The organism is Streptomyces sp. CNX435, from assembly GCF_059570575.1.
In genome coordinates this window covers 300,464-319,011 of the sequence record NZ_JCANTA010000006.1, presented here as the reverse complement: position 1 = coordinate 319,011, position 18,548 = coordinate 300,464, and the positions used below count along the sequence as shown (strand labels likewise).

The window sequence follows — 18,548 nt, the reverse complement described above, 5'->3', positions numbered from 1 at the left end:
CATTGTGCTCGCGGTGCGCGGAACCAGGAAGAGGGCGTGTCAGGTGCGGGGCGAAAACCGGGTCAGCGGCTCGGCAGCAGGCCGTTCTCCAGGGCGACGACGACCGCGCGGGTACGGTCGCCGACGTCCAGCTTGGCGAAGATGCGCAGCAGGTGCGTCTTCACGGTGGCCTCGCCGATGAACAGGCGCTTGCCGATCTCCGCGTTCGACAGCCCCTCGGCGACACCGGCCAGCACCTCGGACTCGCGCGGCGTGAGCGTCACCGGGTCGGGGCTGCGCATCTTCGCGACCAGGCGCTGCGCGACGCGGGGCGCGAGGACGGTCTCGCCGCGGGAGGCCGCGTGGATGGCGTCGACCAGCTGGGCGCGGGTGGCGTCCTTCAGCAGGTAGCCGGTGGCGCCGGCCTCGACGGCCCGTTCGATGTCGGAGTCCGTGTCGTACGTGGTGAGGATCAGCACCCGGGTTCGCGCCGCCTCCCCGACTATCGCGGCGGTGGCGCCGACGCCGTCGAGCAGCGGCATCCGCAGGTCGAGGAGGGCGACGTCGGGGTCGAGGCGGGCGACGAGCGAGGCGGCCTCGTGGCCGTCGCCGGCCTCGCCGACGACGTCGATGGTGGGCTCGGCGGCGAGGAGCGCGACGAGGCCGGCGCGCATCACGGTGTGGTCGTCGGCCACGATGACGCGGAGCGGTGTGGCGGGCGTGGGTGTCGTCGTCATGTCTCAGACCTGTCCGTCCGTGGCGATTCCGGTCGTTCGTGCTGCGTTCGCGGGATCTCCGTCCGTGGGACCTCCGTCCGTGGGAGGGGCGCCCCGGGGAGGGCGTCCGGGAGGCGGCCGTCCGCTGCGGTCCCGGCCGCGGGCACGGTGACGAGTATGCGGGTGCCGTCGCCGGGCGAGCTGGTGACGGTCAGCTCGCCGCCGAACTCGGCGAGCCGCCGGCGCATCCCGTCCAGCCCGAACCCCCCGGCCGGTACGGCACCGTCCCGGCCACCGCCGTCCCCGCCGTCCCCGCCGGCACCACCGGTCCCGTCCCGTCCCGCCGACCCCGGCACGAACCCCTTCCCGTCGTCGGTGATCTCCAGCTCGATGCCCTCCGGCCCCGCCGCCAGCACCACCCCGACCGCCGACGCCTCCGCGTGCTTGCGCACGTTGGCCAGCGACTCCTGGGTGCAGCGCAGCAACGCGATCCGGGTCGGCTGGTCGCAGTCGACGTCCGGCAACTCGGCGTCGACCACGAGCCCGGTGTCCTCGGCGAAGCGGTCCAGCGTGCGGAGCAGCGTGTCGGCGACGGAGCCGGCGGCGACGCCGTCCCGCGGGGCGGCGCCGACGAGGACGCGGGCCTCGGCGAGGTTCTCGCGGGCGGTGCGCTCGATGGACCGCAGTTGCTGCGCGCTCTTGCCGGGCTCGGCCGCCAGCCCGGCACGCGCCGCCTCGGCGAGTACGACGATCGAGGCGAAGCCCTGCGCGAGGGTGTCGTGGATCTCCCGCGCGATACGCTCCCGCTCCTCGGCGGCGCCCTGCCGCTTCTGCGCCTCCGCCAGCTGCTGCTCGGTGTCGGCCAGCCGGCTGCGCAGCCGGGCGCGCTCGTCGCGTACCGCCAGCGCCCGGGGGGTCAGCAGCGCGATCACGACGCTGACCGCGTACACGGCGACGGACGAGACGGCGTTGGTGGAGACGGTGTCAACACTCCAGCCCTCACGCGCCGCGCCACCGACGGTGATCGCGGCGGCGCCGAGGCCGCTGTAGACGACGGCGCCCCGCAGGCTGTCCACGAAGATCACGAACTGGGACAGGGTCACCGTGTACAGCACGCCGAAGCCGTCACGGAGCCACGACAGCCACCCCAGGACGACGATCAGCAGGACCAGGTAGCCGTACGCGAGCCGCACCGGGTTCCCGGGGCGGCTGCGCACGATTCCGTAGCCGAGGCCGAGCACGGCCACGAGCGCGAGCGACCCGTACCGGTCCCCCGCCGGGACGTCTCCCAGGATCGTCACCAGGGTCAGCAGACCGATGATCGCCCAGGAGAAGACGTCCCAGCCGTGGAGCATCCAGATCCAGAGGGGGTCGCCGCGCCGTGGTCGAGGGAGCATGCCGGTCAGCGTACGTTCCCCGACGTGCTCGCCATAGGCTCGGTTACGCCGCTGGTCACGACCGGTGCCATCGCCGGCGGCGGCGGTGCGGGCCGGCGCGGCGTCCGCCACCAGGCCCGCTCGCCGAGCAGCAGCAGGGCCGCGGGCAGCACCATCATCCGGATCACCACCGCGTCGAGCAGCACGGCGAGCGCCAGGCAGAAGCCCATCTGCTTCATCTCGGTCAGGTGCAGCGCGACGAACCCGGCGAACACGGTGACCATCACGACCGCCGCGCTGGTCACGACCTTCGCCGACGCGGCGATGCCCGCGGTCACCGCCTCCCGGGCCGGCATCCCGGCGTCCCTGGCCTCCTTGATCCGGCTGACCACGAACACCTGGTAGTCCATCGACAGCCCGAAGAGGATGACGAAGAGGAACAGCGGCACCCGGGAGGCGATCGCGCCCATCGAGTCGAAGTCGAGCAGGCCCTCGGCCCATGTGCCCTGGAAGACGACGACGAGCGCGCCGAGCGCGGCGGCGGCGGAGAGCAGGTTCAGCGCGACGCCGAGCAGCCCGATGACCACCGAGCGGAACGCGATCAGCGTCACCAGGAACGTGACCAGCAGCAGGGCGCCGATGACCAGCGGCAGTTTGCCGCGCTCGTCCTCGACGTAGTCGACGCCGCGGGCGACGTCGCCGCTGACGGCGGTCTCCACGCCGGCGAGTTGCCCGGCGGTGGCGGGGATGTGGTCGTCACGCAGGTGCTCCAGGGAGTCCTTCGCGGGCTGGGAGTTGGCGAAGTGCGGTACGGAGAGCACGAGCACGCTCGTCCGGCCGTCCGGTGAGGTACGTACCGTGGGCTCGGCGTCGCGGACGAACAGCGGGTCGGCCGACGCCCGCCGGCCCAGCTCGGTCAGCGCCCGCCGCACCTCGGGGGCGCGCTCGGGGGTGGCCCGGGCGACGACCTCGTGCTGCACCTTCAGCTCGGGGAAGGCGGCGGTCAGCCGGTCGTACGTCTGCATGGCCGGGATGTCGCGGGAGAAGGTGTCCTTGCCGGGGTCCACGAGCTTCATGCCCAGCGCGGGCGCGGCGAGCGCCAGCATGGCCAGCACGGAGGCGACCAGCGTGGCCACGGGGCGGCGCTGCGCGGGCCGCAGCAGGGCGGCGAAGACGCGCCCGTGCTCGGGGCGTTGCCCCCGCTCGCGCCGGGCGGTCCCGCGGGCGGCACCGCGCGCCGCCCGGCGCTCGGCCCGGCGCGCGGCCCGGCGTTCGGTGCGGCGGCCGATGGTCACGAGCAGCGCGGGCAGCGCCGTGAGGGAGCTGGCGACGGCGACGGCCACGACGAGGATCGTGCCGGTGGCCAGGGACGAGAAGATGACGTCGGTGGCGAGGTAGAGGGTGGCGGTGGAGACGATGACGGCGAGGCCGGAGACGACGATGGCCCGCCCGGCGGTTGCCGCCGCCAGCTCAACGAGGGCCTCGGACGACAGCCGGTGGCCGGGGCGGGCGCGTTCCTCACGCTCGCGCTTGAGGTAGAAGAGCGTGTAGTCGACGCCGACCGCGAGGCCGATGAGCAGGATCAGGTTGGTGCCGACACCGGGGTCGGGCAGCAGGTGGGACGCCACCATGGACAGGCCGAGCGCCGCGGCTATGGACGTCAGCGCCAGCAGCAGCGGCACGCCGGCCATGACGACGGACCCGAAGACGACGAGCAGCGTGACGAGCGTGACGGGCAGCGCGATGCGTTCGGAGAGCGCCAGGTCCTCGCCGCGCTGGTCGTTGACGCCCTGGCTGATCGCGGGCGAGCCGGTCTCCTCGACGACGACGCCGGGGTGGGCGGCGGCCACCTCCTCCGTCTGCTCCAGCAGCGGCCCGACGTTCTTCTTGCCGTCCAGCTCGGCGCCCTTCAGCACGACCGGGACGCGCAGTGCGTCGCCGTCCTCGGCGCGTACGGGCGCGGCGACGGACGCCACTTCGGGCAGCCGCTCCATCCGGTCGGTGACGTCCCGGGCCGCCGCGCGGGCGGCGGCGGGGTCGAGGGAGCGGCCGGACTCGGCGCGGATGAGGACGTGTTCCGTGGGCTTGCGCTGCAGGCCGCCCTCGGTGGCCAGTTGCTCGGCGCGGCCGGCTTCGCCGACCCAGAAGTCCTCGGTGGTGGCGGGGTTGCCGCCGAGGGAGATACCGGTGCCGAGGCAGAGTACGACGAAGACGAACCAGCCGACGATCGCGCGCCACGGGTGCCGGGCGCTCCAGCGGGCCATGCGAACGGGAAGTTTTCTCATACCCGAAATGCTCGCGATCGCGGGCCTGTCGCCGACAGCCGCGAGCGGTTGAACCGGGGGTCCACCGACCGGTGGACCCCCGCGGGAGGGGCAGGCTCCGGCGCGGCTCAGTCGGCGGGCGGCGCGGTGTCCTCCGGGCCATCGGCCCCACCAGCCCCACTGGCCCCGTCGATCCCGCCGGCCTCGTCCTCGCCCCGGTCCCGGACCGCGGTCCGGCCGCGAGCCCGGTCCCGGTCGCCGCCCCGGCCGGCCCGCAGCCGCTTCGCGCGCCCGCGGATCTGCAGCTCGAACTCGCCGTCGTAGCGCCGGTGTCCTGCCCGTACCGCCGTCTCGACCGCCTTCTCGCCCCGCTCGCCGATGAGGATGAGCTGGTCGTGCCGCAGGTCGCGCATGAGCGCGACGCACAGCCCGATCATCACCAGGGAGAACGGCACCGCGACGAGAATCGTGAGGTTCTTGAGGCCCGTCAGGGCCGCGTCCCCGCCGCCCCCGACCAGCAGCATGACGGCGGCGACCGCGCCGGTCAGCACACCCCAGACGACGACCACGCCGCGCGTCGGCTCCAGTGTCCCCTTCTGCGACAGCGCGCCCATCACGATCGACGCGGCGTCGGCGCCGGAGACGAAGAAGATGCCCACCAGGACCATCACCAGCAGCGTGGTGACGCCGGTGATCGGGTACTCGTTCAGCACCGCGAAGAGCTGCCCCTCCTGCGTCGACTCCTCGGCGATGCCCGCCCCTTCGGCCTCCTGCCGCATCGCCGTGCCGCCGAGGATGCAGAACCACAGCAGGCTCACGACGCTGGGTACGAGGATCACGCCGCCGACGAACTGCCTGATGGTGCGCCCGCGGCTGATGCGCGCGATGAACATGCCGACGAACGGCGTCCACGAGATCCACCAGGCCCAGTAGAAGACCGTCCAGCCCGACAGCCAGCCGGCGACGTCCTCGCCGCCGCTGGCCTCCGTACGCGCCATCATCTGCGGCAGGTCGGCGAAGAACGAACCGACCGAGGTCGGCAGCAGGTCGAGGATGAGGATCGTCGGCCCGGCGATGAAGATGAAGAGGGCGAGCAGGCCCGCGAGCACCATGTTGATGTTCGACAGCCACTGGATGCCCCGCTCGATGCCGGAGACGGCGGAGGCGACGAAGGCGGCGGTGAGCACGCCGATGATGAGGATCAACAGCCCTTCGCCGACCTCCTTCGACGTCCAGCCGACCTCCTGGACGCCGCTGCCGATCTGCAGCGCGCCGAGCCCGAGCGAGGCCGCGGAGCCGAAGAGGGTGGCGAAGATGGCCAGGATGTCGATGACCTTGCCGACGCCGCCGTTGGCGTGCCGCGGGCCGATGAGCGGGGTGAAGACGGCGCTGATGGTCTGCCTGCGGTTGCGGCGGAAGACGCTGTACGCCATGCCGAGTCCGACGACGGCGTAGATGGACCAGGGGTGCAGCGTCCAGTGGAAGAGGGTGGTCGCCATCGCGGTTTCCATCCGCTCGGCGGCGGGGGCGCCGGCGCCGACGGTGTCCGGCGGCGGGGACGTGAAGTGCGACAGGGGCTCGTTCACGCCGTAGAACATCAACCCGATGCCCATGCCGGCGCTGAACATCATCGCCACCCACGACACGGTGCGGAACTCCGGCGGCTCGCCCTCCTTTCCGAGGGTGATGCGGCCGTAGCGGCTGAAGGCCAGCCAGAGCGCGAAGATCACGAAGCCGGAGGCGGCGAGCACGAAGGCCCATCCGCCGTAGTGCATCGTGTCGTTGAGCAGGGAGGTGGAGGCGTCCTCCAGGGAGTCCGTCGCCACGGCGCCCCAGATCACGAACGCCAGCGTCAGCGCGGCGGCGACACCGAAGACCACCGCGTCGGTGCGCGGTGCGCGCCCCGGTGCGCCGCCGTCTTCCGCGGGCTTGTCCACCCGTTCATCGAGCACGCTCGGTCACCGTCTCCCTACGCTCCGCACACAGAACCCCTTACCCTAGGGGAGACCGGGCGGAGCGTCCGGGAACGGCGGCGTCAGCGCTCGGCCGCGGCGGCGGCCATCGCGGCGCCGACGATGCCCGCGTTGTTCTGCAGTTCGGCGGGGACGACGGCGGCGCGGATGCCGGTGATGTCGTCGAGGAACCTGTCGGCCTTGCGGCTCACGCCGCCGCCGATGACGAACAGTTCGGGCGTGAAGAGCATCTCCAGGTGGGCGAGGTAGTCCCGCACCCGGTGGGCCCAGTGCTTCCAGCTCATGTCCTTGTCCTCGCGCTCCTTGGCGGAGGCGCGCTTCTCCGCCTCGTGGCCGTGCAGTTCCAGGTGACCCAGCTCGGTGTTGGGGACGAGCCGGCCGCCGGTGAAGACCGCGCTGCCGATGCCGGTGCCGAAGGTCAGCACGATGACGGTGCCGGTGCGGCCACGGCCGGCACCGAACGTCATCTCGGCGATGCCGGCGGCGTCGGCGTCGTTGACGAGGCGCACGGGGCGGCCGAGGCGGTCGCCGAGGAGGGCGGCGGCGTCGACGTCGATCCAGCTCTTGTCGACGTTGGCGGCGGTACGGACGACGCCGTCGGTGACGACGCCGGGGAACGTGACGCCCACGGGGCCGTCGTGCCCGGCGAAGTGCCCGACGACCGCGGCGACGCCCTCCGCGACGGCGTCCGGGGCGGAGGGGTGCGGGGTGAGCACCTTGTGCCGCTCCTCCGCGAGAGTGCCCGTGTCCAGGTCGGCGGGGGCGCCCTTGATGCCCGAGCCGCCGATGTCGACTCCCATGATGTCCATAGCCCCTGACGATACGGCGGCGAGAGCCCGGCGGCAGCGTACCCCGCTGTCCGCTGTCCGATATCCGGGTCGCCGCGACCGGATCGGTTCTTGACGCGGCCTCATCAGCTCCGTCAGCCTCATGTGCACGACAATCCCCCACCGTTGGGAGCACCCATGCCCCTCCGTCGTGCACGTCTCAGGTCGCGGCTCAGGTCACGGCTCAGGTCACGGCCGGTCGGCGCCATCCTCGCCGGCGGACTGCTGACCGCACTGCTCGTGCCGGTCGCGGTCGGCGCGGAACCCGCGGCGCGCGTCGCACCCGAGCAGGCGCCCGACATACCCGTCACGAACGTCCAGGCGCACCTGTCCCAGTTCCAGTCCATCGCCGCCGCCAACGGCGGCGACCGCGCCCACGGCAGCCCCGGCTACCAGGCCTCGCTCGACTACGTCAAGGAGCAGCTGGACGCCGCCGGATTCACCACCAGCATCCAGCAGTTCAGCGCCAGCGGCGGCACCGGCTACAACCTCATCGCCGACTGGCCCGGCGGCGACCCGAACCAGGTCCTCATGGCCGGGGCCCATCTCGACTCCGTCTCCGCCGGCCCCGGCATCAACGACAACGGCACCGGCTCCGCCGCCGTCCTGGAGACCGCCCTCGCCGTCGCCAGCTCCGGCTTCCAGCCGCGCGAACACCTCCGCTTCGCCTGGTGGGGCGCGGAGGAACTCGGCCTGGTCGGCTCGCGGTACTACGTCTCCAACCTGCCGTCCGCGGACCGCGCCGCGCTCACCGGCTACCTGAACTTCGACATGATCGGCTCGCCCAACCCCGGGTACTTCGTCTACGACGACGACCCGGAGATCGAGAAGGTCTTCCAGGACTACTACACCGGCCTCGACGTCCCCACCGAGATCGAGACCGAGGGCGACGGCCGGTCGGACCACGCGGCGTTCAAGGACGCCGGCGTGCCGGTCGGCGGGCTGTTCACCGGCGCGAGCCGGACGAAGTCGGCGGCGCAGGCGGAGAAGTGGGGCGGCACGGCCGGCGAGCCCTTCGACGGGTGCTACCACAGCGAGTGCGACACCACGTCGAACGTCGACGGCACGGCGCTCGACCGCAACAGCGACGCCCTCGCCCACGCGGTGTGGACGCTGGCGGAGTAGCCCGTACGCGGTCGCCTCGCGCACGTCGTACGGAACCTGCCCGCCCCGCTCCGGAAGGCACGCCCCCGGGCGGGGCGGGCGCCCGCGGCGCCCGCCCCGAAGCCCGGGCGCGCCCGGGACGCGGCGGCGCCGGTCAGACCTCCGAGGCGGCTTCGCGGGCGGCGGCCCCGCCCCCGGCGCCCCCCTCCTCGTCCGCCACCGCTGCGGTCTCCGCGTCCGCCGCGGCTTCGGCCTCCGCGTCCTCCGCAAGCGCCTGCGCACAGATCGGCCGCAGCCCGTCCCGCACCGCCCTGCTGATCTCGCTCAGCATGCGCTGCTGCTCGGGCGTGAGCACGTCGAAGAGGTGCTTGCGCACCTCCGTCACATGCCCCGGCGCCGCCGCCTCCAGTACGGCGAACCCGGCGTCGGTCAGCTGCGCCACGGAGCCGCGGCGGTCGACGTCGGTGGCGCATCGGGAGACGTACCCCCCCTTCTCCAGCGCCGCCACCGCGTGCGACAGCCGGCTGCGCGAGGAGCGGGCCAGGTCGGCCAGCTCGCTCATCCGCAGGCGGCGCCCGGGGGCCTCGGAGAGGTGCACGAGGATCTCGTAGTACGCCACGGGCATCCCGGAGTCGCGCCGCAGCTGGCGGTCCAGATGCGCGTTGAAGTCGCGGACGGCGTTCATGAAGAGACGCCATATCCGCTGTTCGTCATCGGTGAGCCAGCGCACGTCGGTCATGCGTCCAGCATACCTATAGTTGAGACCTCAACCAGAGCGTGTTACGGTTTTAGTGAAAGTTCAACCACGTCGCCCATGGTGGTTGGCATCACTACGCTACGGAGAGGTTTATCCCCATGACCACCCACACCGAGCACGCCCCCGGCTTCCAGACCGGCACCTGGACCATCGACCCGGTGCACTCCGACGTCTCCTTCGTCGTCCGCCACCTGGGCGTCTCGCGGGTCCGCGGCACCTTCGACCACGTGGAAGGCACCATCGTGACCACCGAGGACCCGCTGCAGTCCCAGGTCACCGCGGCCATCAAGACCGCTTCGGTCAACACGCGCAACGACATGCGCGACGACCACGTACGCACCGCCGACTTCCTGGACGTCGAGACGCACCCCGAGATGACGTTCACGTCCACCGGCATCCGCTTCGATGACGGCATCTACCTGATTGACGGTGACCTGACGCTGCGCGGCGTCACCCGCCCCGTGACCCTGGAGACCGAGGTCGGCGGCTTCGGGCCGGGCATGCAGGAGGGCCACGTGGTCGCCGGGTTCTCCGCCACCACCGAGATCAGCCGCAACGACTTCGGCGTGACCGGCGGCGCGGCGGGCTCGGTGGTCAGCGACAAGATCAAGATCAGCCTGGACATCGAGGCCGGGCGCTCCTGAAGCACCCGCCCGACACAGCGGGTGGCCACCGCGCCGCCCGCGCCCCCGACCACGGTGCGGGGCGACCCCGCCGGTGACGTCCGCTCGGTCCCCGGCCACTTCAGTCGCCTCGCACCGTGCCCGTGCCGGGCAGCGCCTCGGCCGGGTCCGAGCCGTGCCGTACGACGCGGTTGTCCCCGTCCACGAAGACGATCCGCGGCAGCAGCGCCTTCGCGTCGGCGTCTGCCACCGTCGCGTAGCTGATGACGATCACCAGGTCTCCGGGGCTGACCAGCCGGGCGGCCGCGCCGTTGATGCCGATCATGCCGCTGCCCCGGGGTCCGGCGATGACGTAGGTGGTGAGCCGGGCGCCGTTGTCGATGTCGACGACGTCGACCTGCTCACCGGCCAGCAGGTCCGCGACCTCCATGAGGTTCTCGTCGATGGTGATCGACCCGACGTAGTGCAGGTCGGCCCGCGTCACGGTGGCGCGGTGGATCTTGGACTTCAGCATCGTCCGGAACACGGGCGGCCTCGTCTGCGGTCAGGGGTACGGGGGCGACGTCAGGGTAACCGCGCCGCCGCGGCGGGCCGGGCCCGCGGGCGGCGAACTGTGAGCGACGCCACCGCCCGGCCCTTCCCCGCGCACACGGCCCTTTCCCGTGCAGACACAGGCGTACGGGCTGCCGGCGTACGGGGCAGTAGGCGCACGGACTGCGGGCGTACGGGGCAGCGGGCGTACGCGCAGCGCAGGGCGCCGGCGGACGCGCGACGGCCGCAACTCCCTCCCCTGTCTAACCCGTTCCGGACCGCCCCGCCACTCGCCGGGGACCGATCCGGTGCTTCGCCGCGGCGCACCGTGTCGCTGACCCGCCCGGGCTCCGCCCTGTGAGACCCGTTGGTCATGAAATACGACAAGTACCCCAGACGGGGGCTGCCCCGGCGCACCGCGCTCTGCCTGGGCCTGCTCGGCGCGTACCAGCTGGCCATCGCTCCCGACGCGCACACCCCCCGGCCCGGCACGGCGGGCCGGGCGGCGGTCGGGGACGGCAAGCCGCTGGCCCGCGCCTCGCAGCGGCTGCGCCCCGCCGCCGGCCGCACCGGCGCCGCACCCATGACGACCTCCGGCGGCATGGCCCGTATCGCCGGCCCGACCCGGCCGGTCGCGGTACGCGCCGCACCGCACACCACGCTCCGGGAGACCGGCAAGAAGATCGCGCTCACCTTCGACGACGGCCCGCACGCGACGCAGACGCCGGCGATCCTGCGGATCCTGCGGCGCTACGGGGCGCGCGCGACGTTCTTCGTCATCGGCGAGAACATCCCCGGGAACCGCGACGTGCTGCGCCGGATCGCCGCCGACGGCCACATCGTCGGCAACCACTCCTACACCCACCCCCAGCTCGACCTGATCAGCACCCCGCGGGTGTACGAGGAGCTGCAGCGGTGCAGCGAGCTGGTGGCGAAGGAGCTGGGTGCGCCGCCGCGGCTGGCGCGGGCGCCGTACGGGATGTGGCACGGACCCAGCCTGCAGGTCTGCGCGCAGCTGCAGATGGAGCCCTTCCAGTGGGACATCGACACCCTCGACTGGGACAACCGCGACCAGGGGTTCATCGAGACCACCGTGCTGGGCCGGGCGCACGCGGGCGCGATCGTGCTGGCGCACGACGGCGGGGGCAACCGGTGGGCGACGGTGCGGGCGTTGGAGTACTACCTGCCGCGGCTGCTGGACGAGGGGTACAGGCTGGTGCAGCCGGCGTGACGCCGGAAAGCCCGCCTCCCCCGCCTCCCCCACTTCCCCCGCACACCCCGCCCAAGGGTAGGCCGCCCCACCGACAGAACCGCCCGAGGCGAGTAGCGCCCGCCGACGCGCCGGCCCGCGGTCCACCGCCCGGGGGCGCGCCTCCCGTCGGCGCTCCTCCCTCGGGCGCGCCACCCTCCGGGCCACCGACTTCGGGCGCGCCGCCCTCCGGCCCACCTCGCCCGGGTGCGCCTCCCCCCGGGCCACCGACCTCCGGCGCACCGACCTCCGGCCCACCACCCGCGGGCACGCCACCCGTACGGTGCCGCGGGAGGGCCGCAGATCGGGCAGGTCGGGGGTCTGGCCCGTAGAAAGCGCTTGCGTCATGCTGGTGGACATGGCCGATCCCGCACTCCCGCCCCTCCCCGGCGGCGTCAGCGTCTCCCGGCTCCGCGTCTACGACTGGCAGGCCCCCGACGGCCTCCGCGGCGGCACCCCGCATCTGCACCTCGCCTGCACCGAGGCGTACGTCGTCCTCGGCGGCCACGGCGCCGTGCAGACCCTGACCGCCTCCGGGTACGCCGAGACCGAGCTGGCCGAGGACACCGTCGTCTGGTTCACGCCCGGCACCATCCACCGCCTCGTCAACGCCGACGGCCGGCTCGACATCCTCGTCGTGATGCAGAACGCGGGCCTGCCCGAGGCCGGCGACGCCGCCTTCCCCTTCCCGTCCGACGTCCTCTACGACGACGCCGCCTACGCCCGCGCCGCCGCGCTCGACCCGGCGGAGCCGGAGAAGTCCGCGCAGGCGCGCCGCGACCTGGCGCTGGCCGGCTTCGCCGAGCTGGCCGGGGCCGCACGGGGCGGCGACACGGGGCCGCTGCTGGCGTTCCACGAGCGGGCCGCGCAGCTCGTACGGCCACACCTGGACGACTGGCGCAGTCGCTGGGAACGGGGCCCGGCAGCAGCCGCGGCGGCGACGGACACGCAGCTCGACGCGCTGCGCACGGACGCCGGCCACCTGCGGGCCGCGTCGGTACAGCGGGCGGGGGCGGCGTCGCGGTACGGGATGTGCGGGCGGCTGCAGGCGTGCGACCTGGACGGGGCGGTCGCGGTCGGGACGTAGCGAGTCGCGGTCGGGGCGTAGCGAGTCGCGGCCGGGGGCCGGCGAAGGGCCACGAGACCCCACGCCCCCTCGCTCTCGCCCGCACACGCCCCATCCCCGCACTCCCGCCCAAGGGTAGGCACCCCCTCTGACAGCGCCACCGCACCCGAGCGCCCCACCCGGCGCCCCCCGCCGCCGCCGCCCACCGATCCGCCCGTACGGGACTGAGTCGCGGCAACCGCGGGAACCCGGGGTACAACCACGCACTCATTGGGAAGAATGTGTGATATGTACCGGATCGTGGTCGCGCTCGTCGCCCTCCTCGCCGCACTCCTCACGGCGTCCCCCGCGCACGCCCAGAACTCGGACCCCGTCGGCGACGCCGCCGAGGCGCTGCGCGAACGCCCCGTCTACGTCCACCCCGACGCCCGGGACCAGATGTCGGTCGGCCGGGCCAACGACCTCGCCGCCCGGCTCAAGGACGCCGACCGCCCCGTCTTCGTCGCCGTGCTCCCCGCGGACTCCGACATCGCCACCCGCGACGTGCTGCCCAACCTGCGCGCCCGCACCGGCATCGCCGGCGTCTACGCCGTCCGCCTCGGTGACGGCTTCGGCGCCGCCGCCGACTCCCGGGTGCTCTCCGAGCGGGCCGTCGACAACCTCCGCCGCGCCGCCGTCGGCGCCCACCCCGACGACGCCACCGACCAGCTCGTCACCTTCGCCGACGAGGCCGCCGAGCAGGCCCGCGGCAGCGAACCGTCCGGCTGGAACGACAGCGCCGGCATCGGCGTGACCGGGGTGGTCACCCTCGGCGTGGTGGTCCTGCTGGTCGCCGGCGGCGTCCTGCTCGTCCGGCAGCGCGGCAGGCGCCGGCGCGCGGAGGAGGCCCGGGTGGAGCTGGCCCGACTGCGCACGGTCGTCGACGAGGACATCACGGCGTACGGCGAGGAAATGACCCGTATCGCCTTCGACCCCGCCGACCCGGCCGCGGACGACGCGATGCGCGAGGACTACCAGAAGGCGCTCGACGCCTACGAGACGGCCAAGTCCCGGATGGACGCCGCCCGCGTCCCCGGCGACGTGCGCGGTGTGACGCAGGCGCTGGAGGAGGGGCGGTTCGCGCTGACGACGCTGGCGGCGCGGCGCACCGGCGCGGCCCTGCCCGAGCACCGCCCGCCGTGCTTCTTCGACCCGCGCCACGGACCGTCGACCGCCGACGTGGAGTGGGCGCCGCCGGGCGCCGCGGCGCGTACGGTGCCGGCGTGCGCGGCGGACGCGAACCTGCTGGCGGCGGACGAGGAGCCGATGACCCGCACGGTGGAGACGGACCGCGGGCGGCAGCCGTACTGGAACGCCGGCCCGGCGTACGCGCCCTGGGCGGGCGGCTACTTCGGCGGCGGGCTGCTGCCGGCGCTGCTGGTGGGCACGATGCTGGGGCAGCTCATGTACGCGCCGGGCGTCTGGGCGGCGACCGACGGCATGGGCGAGGGGGGCTACGAGGGCGGGGACCAGACCGGCGCTGACTTCGACTCCGGCGACTTCGGCGGGGGCTTCGGCGGTGGCGACTTCGGCGGCGGGGGCGGGGGCGGGGACTTCGGCGGCTTCTGAGCGCACGCCCCCGGTACGTGCCGGACCCAGCTCCAGGATGTCGAGCGCACGCGTCACGGCGCACGCCCCCGTACGCACCGGGCACCCGGCTCCGTACCCGTTCGCCCGCCCCCCGCCACCCCCGTACGCGGTACGCCGTACGCGGTCCTGCTGCTTCGACTACGACGACGCCTACCGGCCCGCCGTCTCCCGCCGCTTCCGCGCGCCCGCCGGCGCCGGCCCGCGCACCGCTCCCGGCGCCTGCCACTCCGCGCCGCGCCGCGCCCGCCGCTTGGCCCGCTCGCTGGAGCCCAGCTGGTACGGCACCGAGGTCACCATCACCCCCGGCGTGAACAGCAGCCGCGCCTTCAGCCGCAGCGCGCTCTGGTTGTGCAGCAGGTGCTCGTACCAGCGCCCGACGACGTACTCCGGGATGTAGACGCTGACGACCGTGTCCGGCTTCTCCTGGCGCAGCCGCTTGACGTACTCGATCAGCGGCCTGGTGATCTCCCGGTACGGCGACTCGATGACGGTCAGCGGCACGTCCAGCTCGCTGTCCACCCACTGCTGCTGCAGCTGCCTGGTCTCCTCGGCGTCGACCCCGATGGTCAGCGCCTCCAGCTTGTCGGAGCGCACCAGCTTCGCGTACGCCAGCGCGCGCATCGTGGGACGGTGCAGCTGGGAGACGAGCACGATGGAGTGCACGTGTCCGGGGCGCGGCATGGCGTCCTCGTCCTCGTCCTCGGCGACCGCGACCTCCTGCGCGACCCGGTCGTAGTGGCGGCGGATGGCGGCCATCACCGCGTAGAAGAAGACCATGCCGGCGACGGCGATCCACGCGCCGTGGGTGAACTTGGTGACCAGCACGACCACCAGCACCAGCGCACAGAACACCGCGCCGAAGCCGTTCATCGCCCGCGACTTGAGGATACGGCGGCGGGCGGCGGGGTCGTGCTCGGTTTCCAGCATCCGGTTCCAGTGCCGGACCATGCCCGTCTGGCTGAAGGTGAAGGAGACGAAGACGCCGACGATGTAGAGCTGGATCAGCCGGGTGGAGTCGGCCTCGAAGAAGTAGACGAGGGCGCCGGCAAGCAGGGCGACGAAGAGGATGCCGTTGCTGAACGCCAGCCGGTCGCCTCGGGTGTGCAGCTGGCGCGGCAGGAAGCGGTCGTGGGCGAGGATCGAGCCGAGCACGGGAAAGCCGTTGTACGCGGTGTTGGCGGCCAGGAACAGCACCATCGCCGTGGCCGCCGCCAGGATGACGAACGGCAGCGAGCCGTCGCCGAAGACCGCCGCGCCGACCTGGGCGATCACCGGGTGCTGGACGAATTCCGAGCCGACCGCCTCGCCGTTCCGGAACAGCTCCTCGGCCGGCCGCTCGGCCATCCGCACGTCGGTGTGCATGGCGAGGGCGATGATGCCGACGAACATGGCGATCGCCAGCGCGCCCATCATCGCCAGCGTCGTGGCCGCGTTGCGGCTCTTGGGCTTGCGGAAGGCGGGCACGCCGTTGCTGATCGCCTCGACGCCGGTGAGCGCGGCGCAGCCGGAGGAGAAGGCCCGCAGCAGCAGGAAGATCAGCGCGAAGCCGGCGAGGCCGCCCGCGTGCTCGCTGTGGATCTCCAGGTCGGAGGTGGGGGCGCGCATCGTGTCGCCGAGCGCGACGGCGCGGAAGACGCCCCAGCCGATCATGATCAGCACGCTGGCGACGAAGACGTAGGTCGGGATGGCGAAGAGGGTGCCCGACTCCTTCACGCCGCGCAGGTTCATGGTGGTCAGCAGGCCGATCACGATCAGCGCGCAGAGCACCTTGTTCTCGGCGACGAAGCTCCAGGCCGAGCCCAGGTTCTCCACGCCCGCGGAGACCGACACCGCGACGGTGAGCACGTAGTCGACGAGCAGCGCGCTGGCCACGGCCTGGCCGGCCCGGCGGCCGAGGTTGGTGGTGGCGACCTCGTAGTCGCCGCCACCGCTGGGGTAGGCGTGCACCGTCTTGCGGTACGAGGCGACGACGACCACCATCAGCACGACGATCGCCCCGGTGATCCAGGGGCTGTACGTGTACGCGCCGACGCCGGCGATCGACAGGACGATCAGCACCTCGCCCGGGGCGTACGCCACCGAGGACAGCGGGTCGGAGGCGAAGACCGGGAGCGCGACGCGCTTGGGGAGCAGCGTCTCGCCGAGCCGGTCGCTGCGTAGCGCACGGCCGATCAGTATGCGCTTCGGCAGTTCGGTCAGCTTGGACACGGGGCGATCGTAAGTGATCCGAAATACCGCTGTGGGCAGCGAAGTGCGCTTTGCCCAGGACAGCGCCCTGGTTTTGACGCAACCCTAACGCCGGGCATGCCGACCGCTCTGCGGCCCGCCGTCGCCGCCGTCGGCGGCGGGCTCCGACGGGGCGGCCGGCGAATCGCCGGACGGACCTGCCGAAGGGCCTGCCGAAGAGCCTGCCGGGGGCGCCTGCTTGGCGCGGCTGCGGGCCCGCAGGTACTCGATGACGATCGGCAGCACCGACAGCAGCACGATCCCGATGAGGATCGCCTCGATGTTCTGGTGCACGAAGTCGACCTGGCCGAGCGCGGCACCCAGGAGAGTGACGCCGACGCCCCAGAGGATGCCGCCGATGACGTTGAAGATGACGAACGTCCGGTAGTTCATCCGGCTCACCCCGGCGATGATCGGGGTGAAGGTGCGCACGATGGGCACGAAGCGGGCCAGCACCAGCGACTTCGGGCCGTGCTTCTCGAAGAACTCGTGCGCCTTCTGCACGTTCTCCTGCTTGAACAGCCGGGAGTCCGGGCGTCTGAAGAGGGTGGGGCCGACCTTGCGGCCGAAAAGGTAGCCGACCTGGTCGCCGACGACGGCCGCGAGGGCGATGAGCACGCACATCAGCCACAGCGGGAAGTCGAGCACGTCCGAGGTGATCAGCAGGCCGGTGGTGAACAGCAGCGAGTCGCCCGGCAGGAAGAACCCGATGAGCAGCCCCGACTCGGCGAAGACGATCACGAGCACGCCGAGCACGCCGAACTTGTCGATCAGGAAGTCGGGATCCAGCCATCCCGGTCCGAGCGCAAGCGTGTTCATGGGTTCGGGACTCCAGACATCTGGGACGGGCGGCAGGGAGAAGAGTGGGCCACCCACAGGTGAGAACGCAAGCCGGAGGTGTGCGGTTCCGGACGCCGGGCGGGGCGCGGGGCGCGGCGAGGCGGCGGGGCGGAGGGGTGCGCGGGGCGGGGTGCGCGGGGCGCGGTGTTCAGACCTGCTGCTCCGGCCAGCCGAGGAGACGGGCGCCCATGGCCGCGGTCTCCAGGGTGTAGCGGTGCAGGGAGTCCGCCACGTCGTAGCCGGTCAGGGTACGTATCCGCGCCAGCCGGTAGGACAGCGTGCGCACGCTCACGCCCAGCCGCCGGGCCGCCTCGGCGTTGACGTACCCGGCGGCGGCGCACGTCTGCAGCGTGGCGAGCAGCGGCTCGGCGCCGCCGCGGGCCTGCGTGAGCGGCCCGAGGACGGTGCGTACCAGATCGGCCATCGCCGCCCGGTCGCGCAGCAGCACCGGGAAGACCAGCAGCTCCGCGGCCTGCAATACCGGCTGCACCAGGCCGAGCGCACCGGCCATGTCGAGTGCGCCGAGCGCCTCCTCGTAGCTGCGTACGACCCCGCCGGGGCCGGCGTGCTCGCGGCCCAGGGCGACACGGGTGGCGGCGGCGTACCCGCTGCCCGGCTCCAGGGCCACCTTGGCGAAGGCGTCGAGCAGCGCGCGCTCGCTGCTGCCGGCGACGCAGACGAGCTGGCCCTCCTTGGTGGTGAGCAGCACGTCGCGCTCGCCGAAGCGGCCGAGCAGCTCCCGCTCGATGCGCCGCACCAGCGGGTGCACGTCGGCGAAGGGCTCCTCGCCGGCGGCGACCGCGACCGCGTGGGCGTGGGCCAGGCGCAGACCGAAGCGCTCCGCGCGCTCGGCGAGCCGGCCGAGGTCGCTGCGGCCGTAGAGCAGGTCGTCGACGAACTCGCGGCGCTCGGCCTCCTCCTGCCGGACCGCGAGCCGCTGCGCGCGCTCGTGCCCCTCGCCGAGCGCCGTGACGGCCGCCTCGACCGCGGCCAGTACGGCGTCGCCGCTGCGGGCGCGCTCGGCGGCGCTCGCGGCCCGGGCCACGCCGGGCAGGGTGCCCCAGGTGCGGCGGGTCTCGGCGAGGTGGTCGACGACCAGCTCGCGCAGGCTGCGGCCGGACTCGGCGGCCTGCTCGCCCAGCTCGCGGAGCGCGTCCAGTTCGGGGCGGCGCAGCAGCCGGCCGGTGGCGGACACGTCGGCCAGCAACTCCGCGTAGCCGACGAGGACGTCGGGGCATGACCCCGCCACGCGCGTTCGCGCCACCACCGCTCCCCGGTTGCCGGATCCTGGAGACGGGACACCGCCGTCGCTGCCGGGTCCCGGAAATGTGGCGCCCAGGGTACGGCACGGGGGTCGGGCGGGGAAGTTCGGCCCGTACGAGGTGAGG

Annotated in this window: 15 protein-coding genes; 5 read left to right on the top strand and 10 right to left on the bottom strand. The window is 73.3% G+C overall.

Annotated elements, in window-relative coordinates; genetic code table 11:
• Positions 1-62: 62 nt before the first annotated feature.
• The 5 genes from T328_RS14020 to ppgK all read right to left on the bottom strand — a co-directional run bounded on the left by T328_RS14020 (position 63) and on the right by ppgK (position 7,117).
• On the bottom strand, positions 63-716 hold the full coding sequence (locus tag T328_RS14020; protein ID WP_496496337.1) for a response regulator: 654 nt from the start codon (positions 714-716) through the stop codon (positions 63-65).
• On the bottom strand, positions 713-2,092 hold the full coding sequence (locus T328_RS14015) for a sensor histidine kinase (protein WP_496496336.1): 1,380 nt from the start codon (positions 2,090-2,092) through the stop codon (positions 713-715). Before T328_RS14015 ends, T328_RS14020 begins: the two co-directional genes overlap by 4 nt.
• Before the next feature lie 5 nt (positions 2,093-2,097).
• A complete protein-coding gene (locus T328_RS14010) occupies positions 2,098-4,356 on the bottom strand; it encodes an MMPL family transporter (RefSeq protein ID WP_496496335.1) in 2,259 nt (752 codons plus the stop codon).
• Between the two features lie 107 nt (positions 4,357-4,463).
• Positions 4,464-6,287, bottom strand: coding sequence for a BCCT family transporter (locus T328_RS14005; RefSeq protein ID WP_496496334.1), 1,824 nt, complete (start codon positions 6,285-6,287; stop codon positions 4,464-4,466).
• Between the two features lie 83 nt (positions 6,288-6,370).
• Positions 6,371-7,117, bottom strand: a complete 747-nt coding sequence (gene ppgK / locus T328_RS14000; RefSeq protein ID WP_496496333.1) for a polyphosphate--glucose phosphotransferase — start codon at positions 7,115-7,117, stop codon at positions 6,371-6,373.
• Between the two features lie 156 nt (positions 7,118-7,273).
• On the opposite strand from ppgK, the gene T328_RS13995 reads away from it, so the two are divergent.
• The gene (locus T328_RS13995; protein ID WP_496496332.1) at positions 7,274-8,260 is read left to right on the top strand and encodes a M28 family metallopeptidase; all 987 of its coding nucleotides are present in this window, start codon (positions 7,274-7,276) and stop codon (positions 8,258-8,260) included.
• 133 nt (positions 8,261-8,393) lie between these two features.
• Here the strand turns inward: T328_RS13995 and T328_RS13990 are convergent, their stop codons facing one another.
• Positions 8,394-8,978 (bottom strand): MarR family winged helix-turn-helix transcriptional regulator, encoded by a 585-nt coding sequence (locus T328_RS13990; RefSeq protein ID WP_496496331.1) that lies wholly within the window; start codon positions 8,976-8,978, stop codon positions 8,394-8,396.
• Positions 8,979-9,094: 116 nt separating this feature from the next.
• On the opposite strand from T328_RS13990, the gene T328_RS13985 reads away from it, so the two are divergent.
• Positions 9,095-9,640 carry a YceI family protein gene (locus T328_RS13985; protein WP_496496330.1) on the top strand — a complete coding sequence of 182 codons (546 nt, stop codon included), beginning with the start codon at positions 9,095-9,097 and terminating at the stop codon, positions 9,638-9,640.
• A 100-nt stretch (positions 9,641-9,740) separates the two neighbouring features.
• Here the strand turns inward: T328_RS13985 and panD are convergent, their stop codons facing one another.
• The gene (panD, locus tag T328_RS13980; RefSeq protein WP_496496329.1) at positions 9,741-10,145 is read right to left on the bottom strand and encodes an aspartate 1-decarboxylase; all 405 of its coding nucleotides are present in this window, start codon (positions 10,143-10,145) and stop codon (positions 9,741-9,743) included.
• Positions 10,146-10,523: 378 nt separating this feature from the next.
• Here panD and T328_RS13975 point away from each other — a divergent pair, with 378 nt between their 5' ends.
• The 3 genes from T328_RS13975 (at position 10,524) to T328_RS13965 (ending at position 14,073) form a co-directional block, all read left to right on the top strand.
• On the top strand, positions 10,524-11,381 hold the full coding sequence (locus tag T328_RS13975) for a polysaccharide deacetylase family protein (RefSeq protein WP_496496328.1): 858 nt from the start codon (positions 10,524-10,526) through the stop codon (positions 11,379-11,381).
• Positions 11,382-11,745: 364 nt separating this feature from the next.
• Positions 11,746-12,486, top strand: a complete 741-nt coding sequence (locus T328_RS13970; protein WP_496496327.1) for a cupin domain-containing protein — start codon at positions 11,746-11,748, stop codon at positions 12,484-12,486.
• A gap of 267 nt (positions 12,487-12,753) precedes the next feature.
• Positions 12,754-14,073 (top strand): hypothetical protein, encoded by a 1,320-nt coding sequence (locus T328_RS13965; RefSeq protein ID WP_496496326.1) that lies wholly within the window; start codon positions 12,754-12,756, stop codon positions 14,071-14,073.
• Positions 14,074-14,244: 171 nt separating this feature from the next.
• Here the strand turns inward: T328_RS13965 and T328_RS13960 are convergent, their stop codons facing one another.
• From T328_RS13960 to T328_RS13950, 3 genes are all read right to left on the bottom strand, one after another.
• A complete protein-coding gene (locus T328_RS13960) occupies positions 14,245-16,302 on the bottom strand; it encodes an APC family permease (RefSeq protein WP_496496325.1) in 2,058 nt (685 codons plus the stop codon).
• Positions 16,303-16,386: 84 nt separating this feature from the next.
• On the bottom strand, positions 16,387-17,139 hold the full coding sequence (locus T328_RS13955) for a VTT domain-containing protein (RefSeq protein ID WP_496496324.1): 753 nt from the start codon (positions 17,137-17,139) through the stop codon (positions 16,387-16,389).
• 169 nt (positions 17,140-17,308) lie between these two features.
• The gene (locus T328_RS13950) at positions 17,309-18,427 is read right to left on the bottom strand and encodes a PucR family transcriptional regulator (RefSeq protein ID WP_496496323.1); all 1,119 of its coding nucleotides are present in this window, start codon (positions 18,425-18,427) and stop codon (positions 17,309-17,311) included.
• Positions 18,428-18,548: the final 121 nt, after the last annotated feature.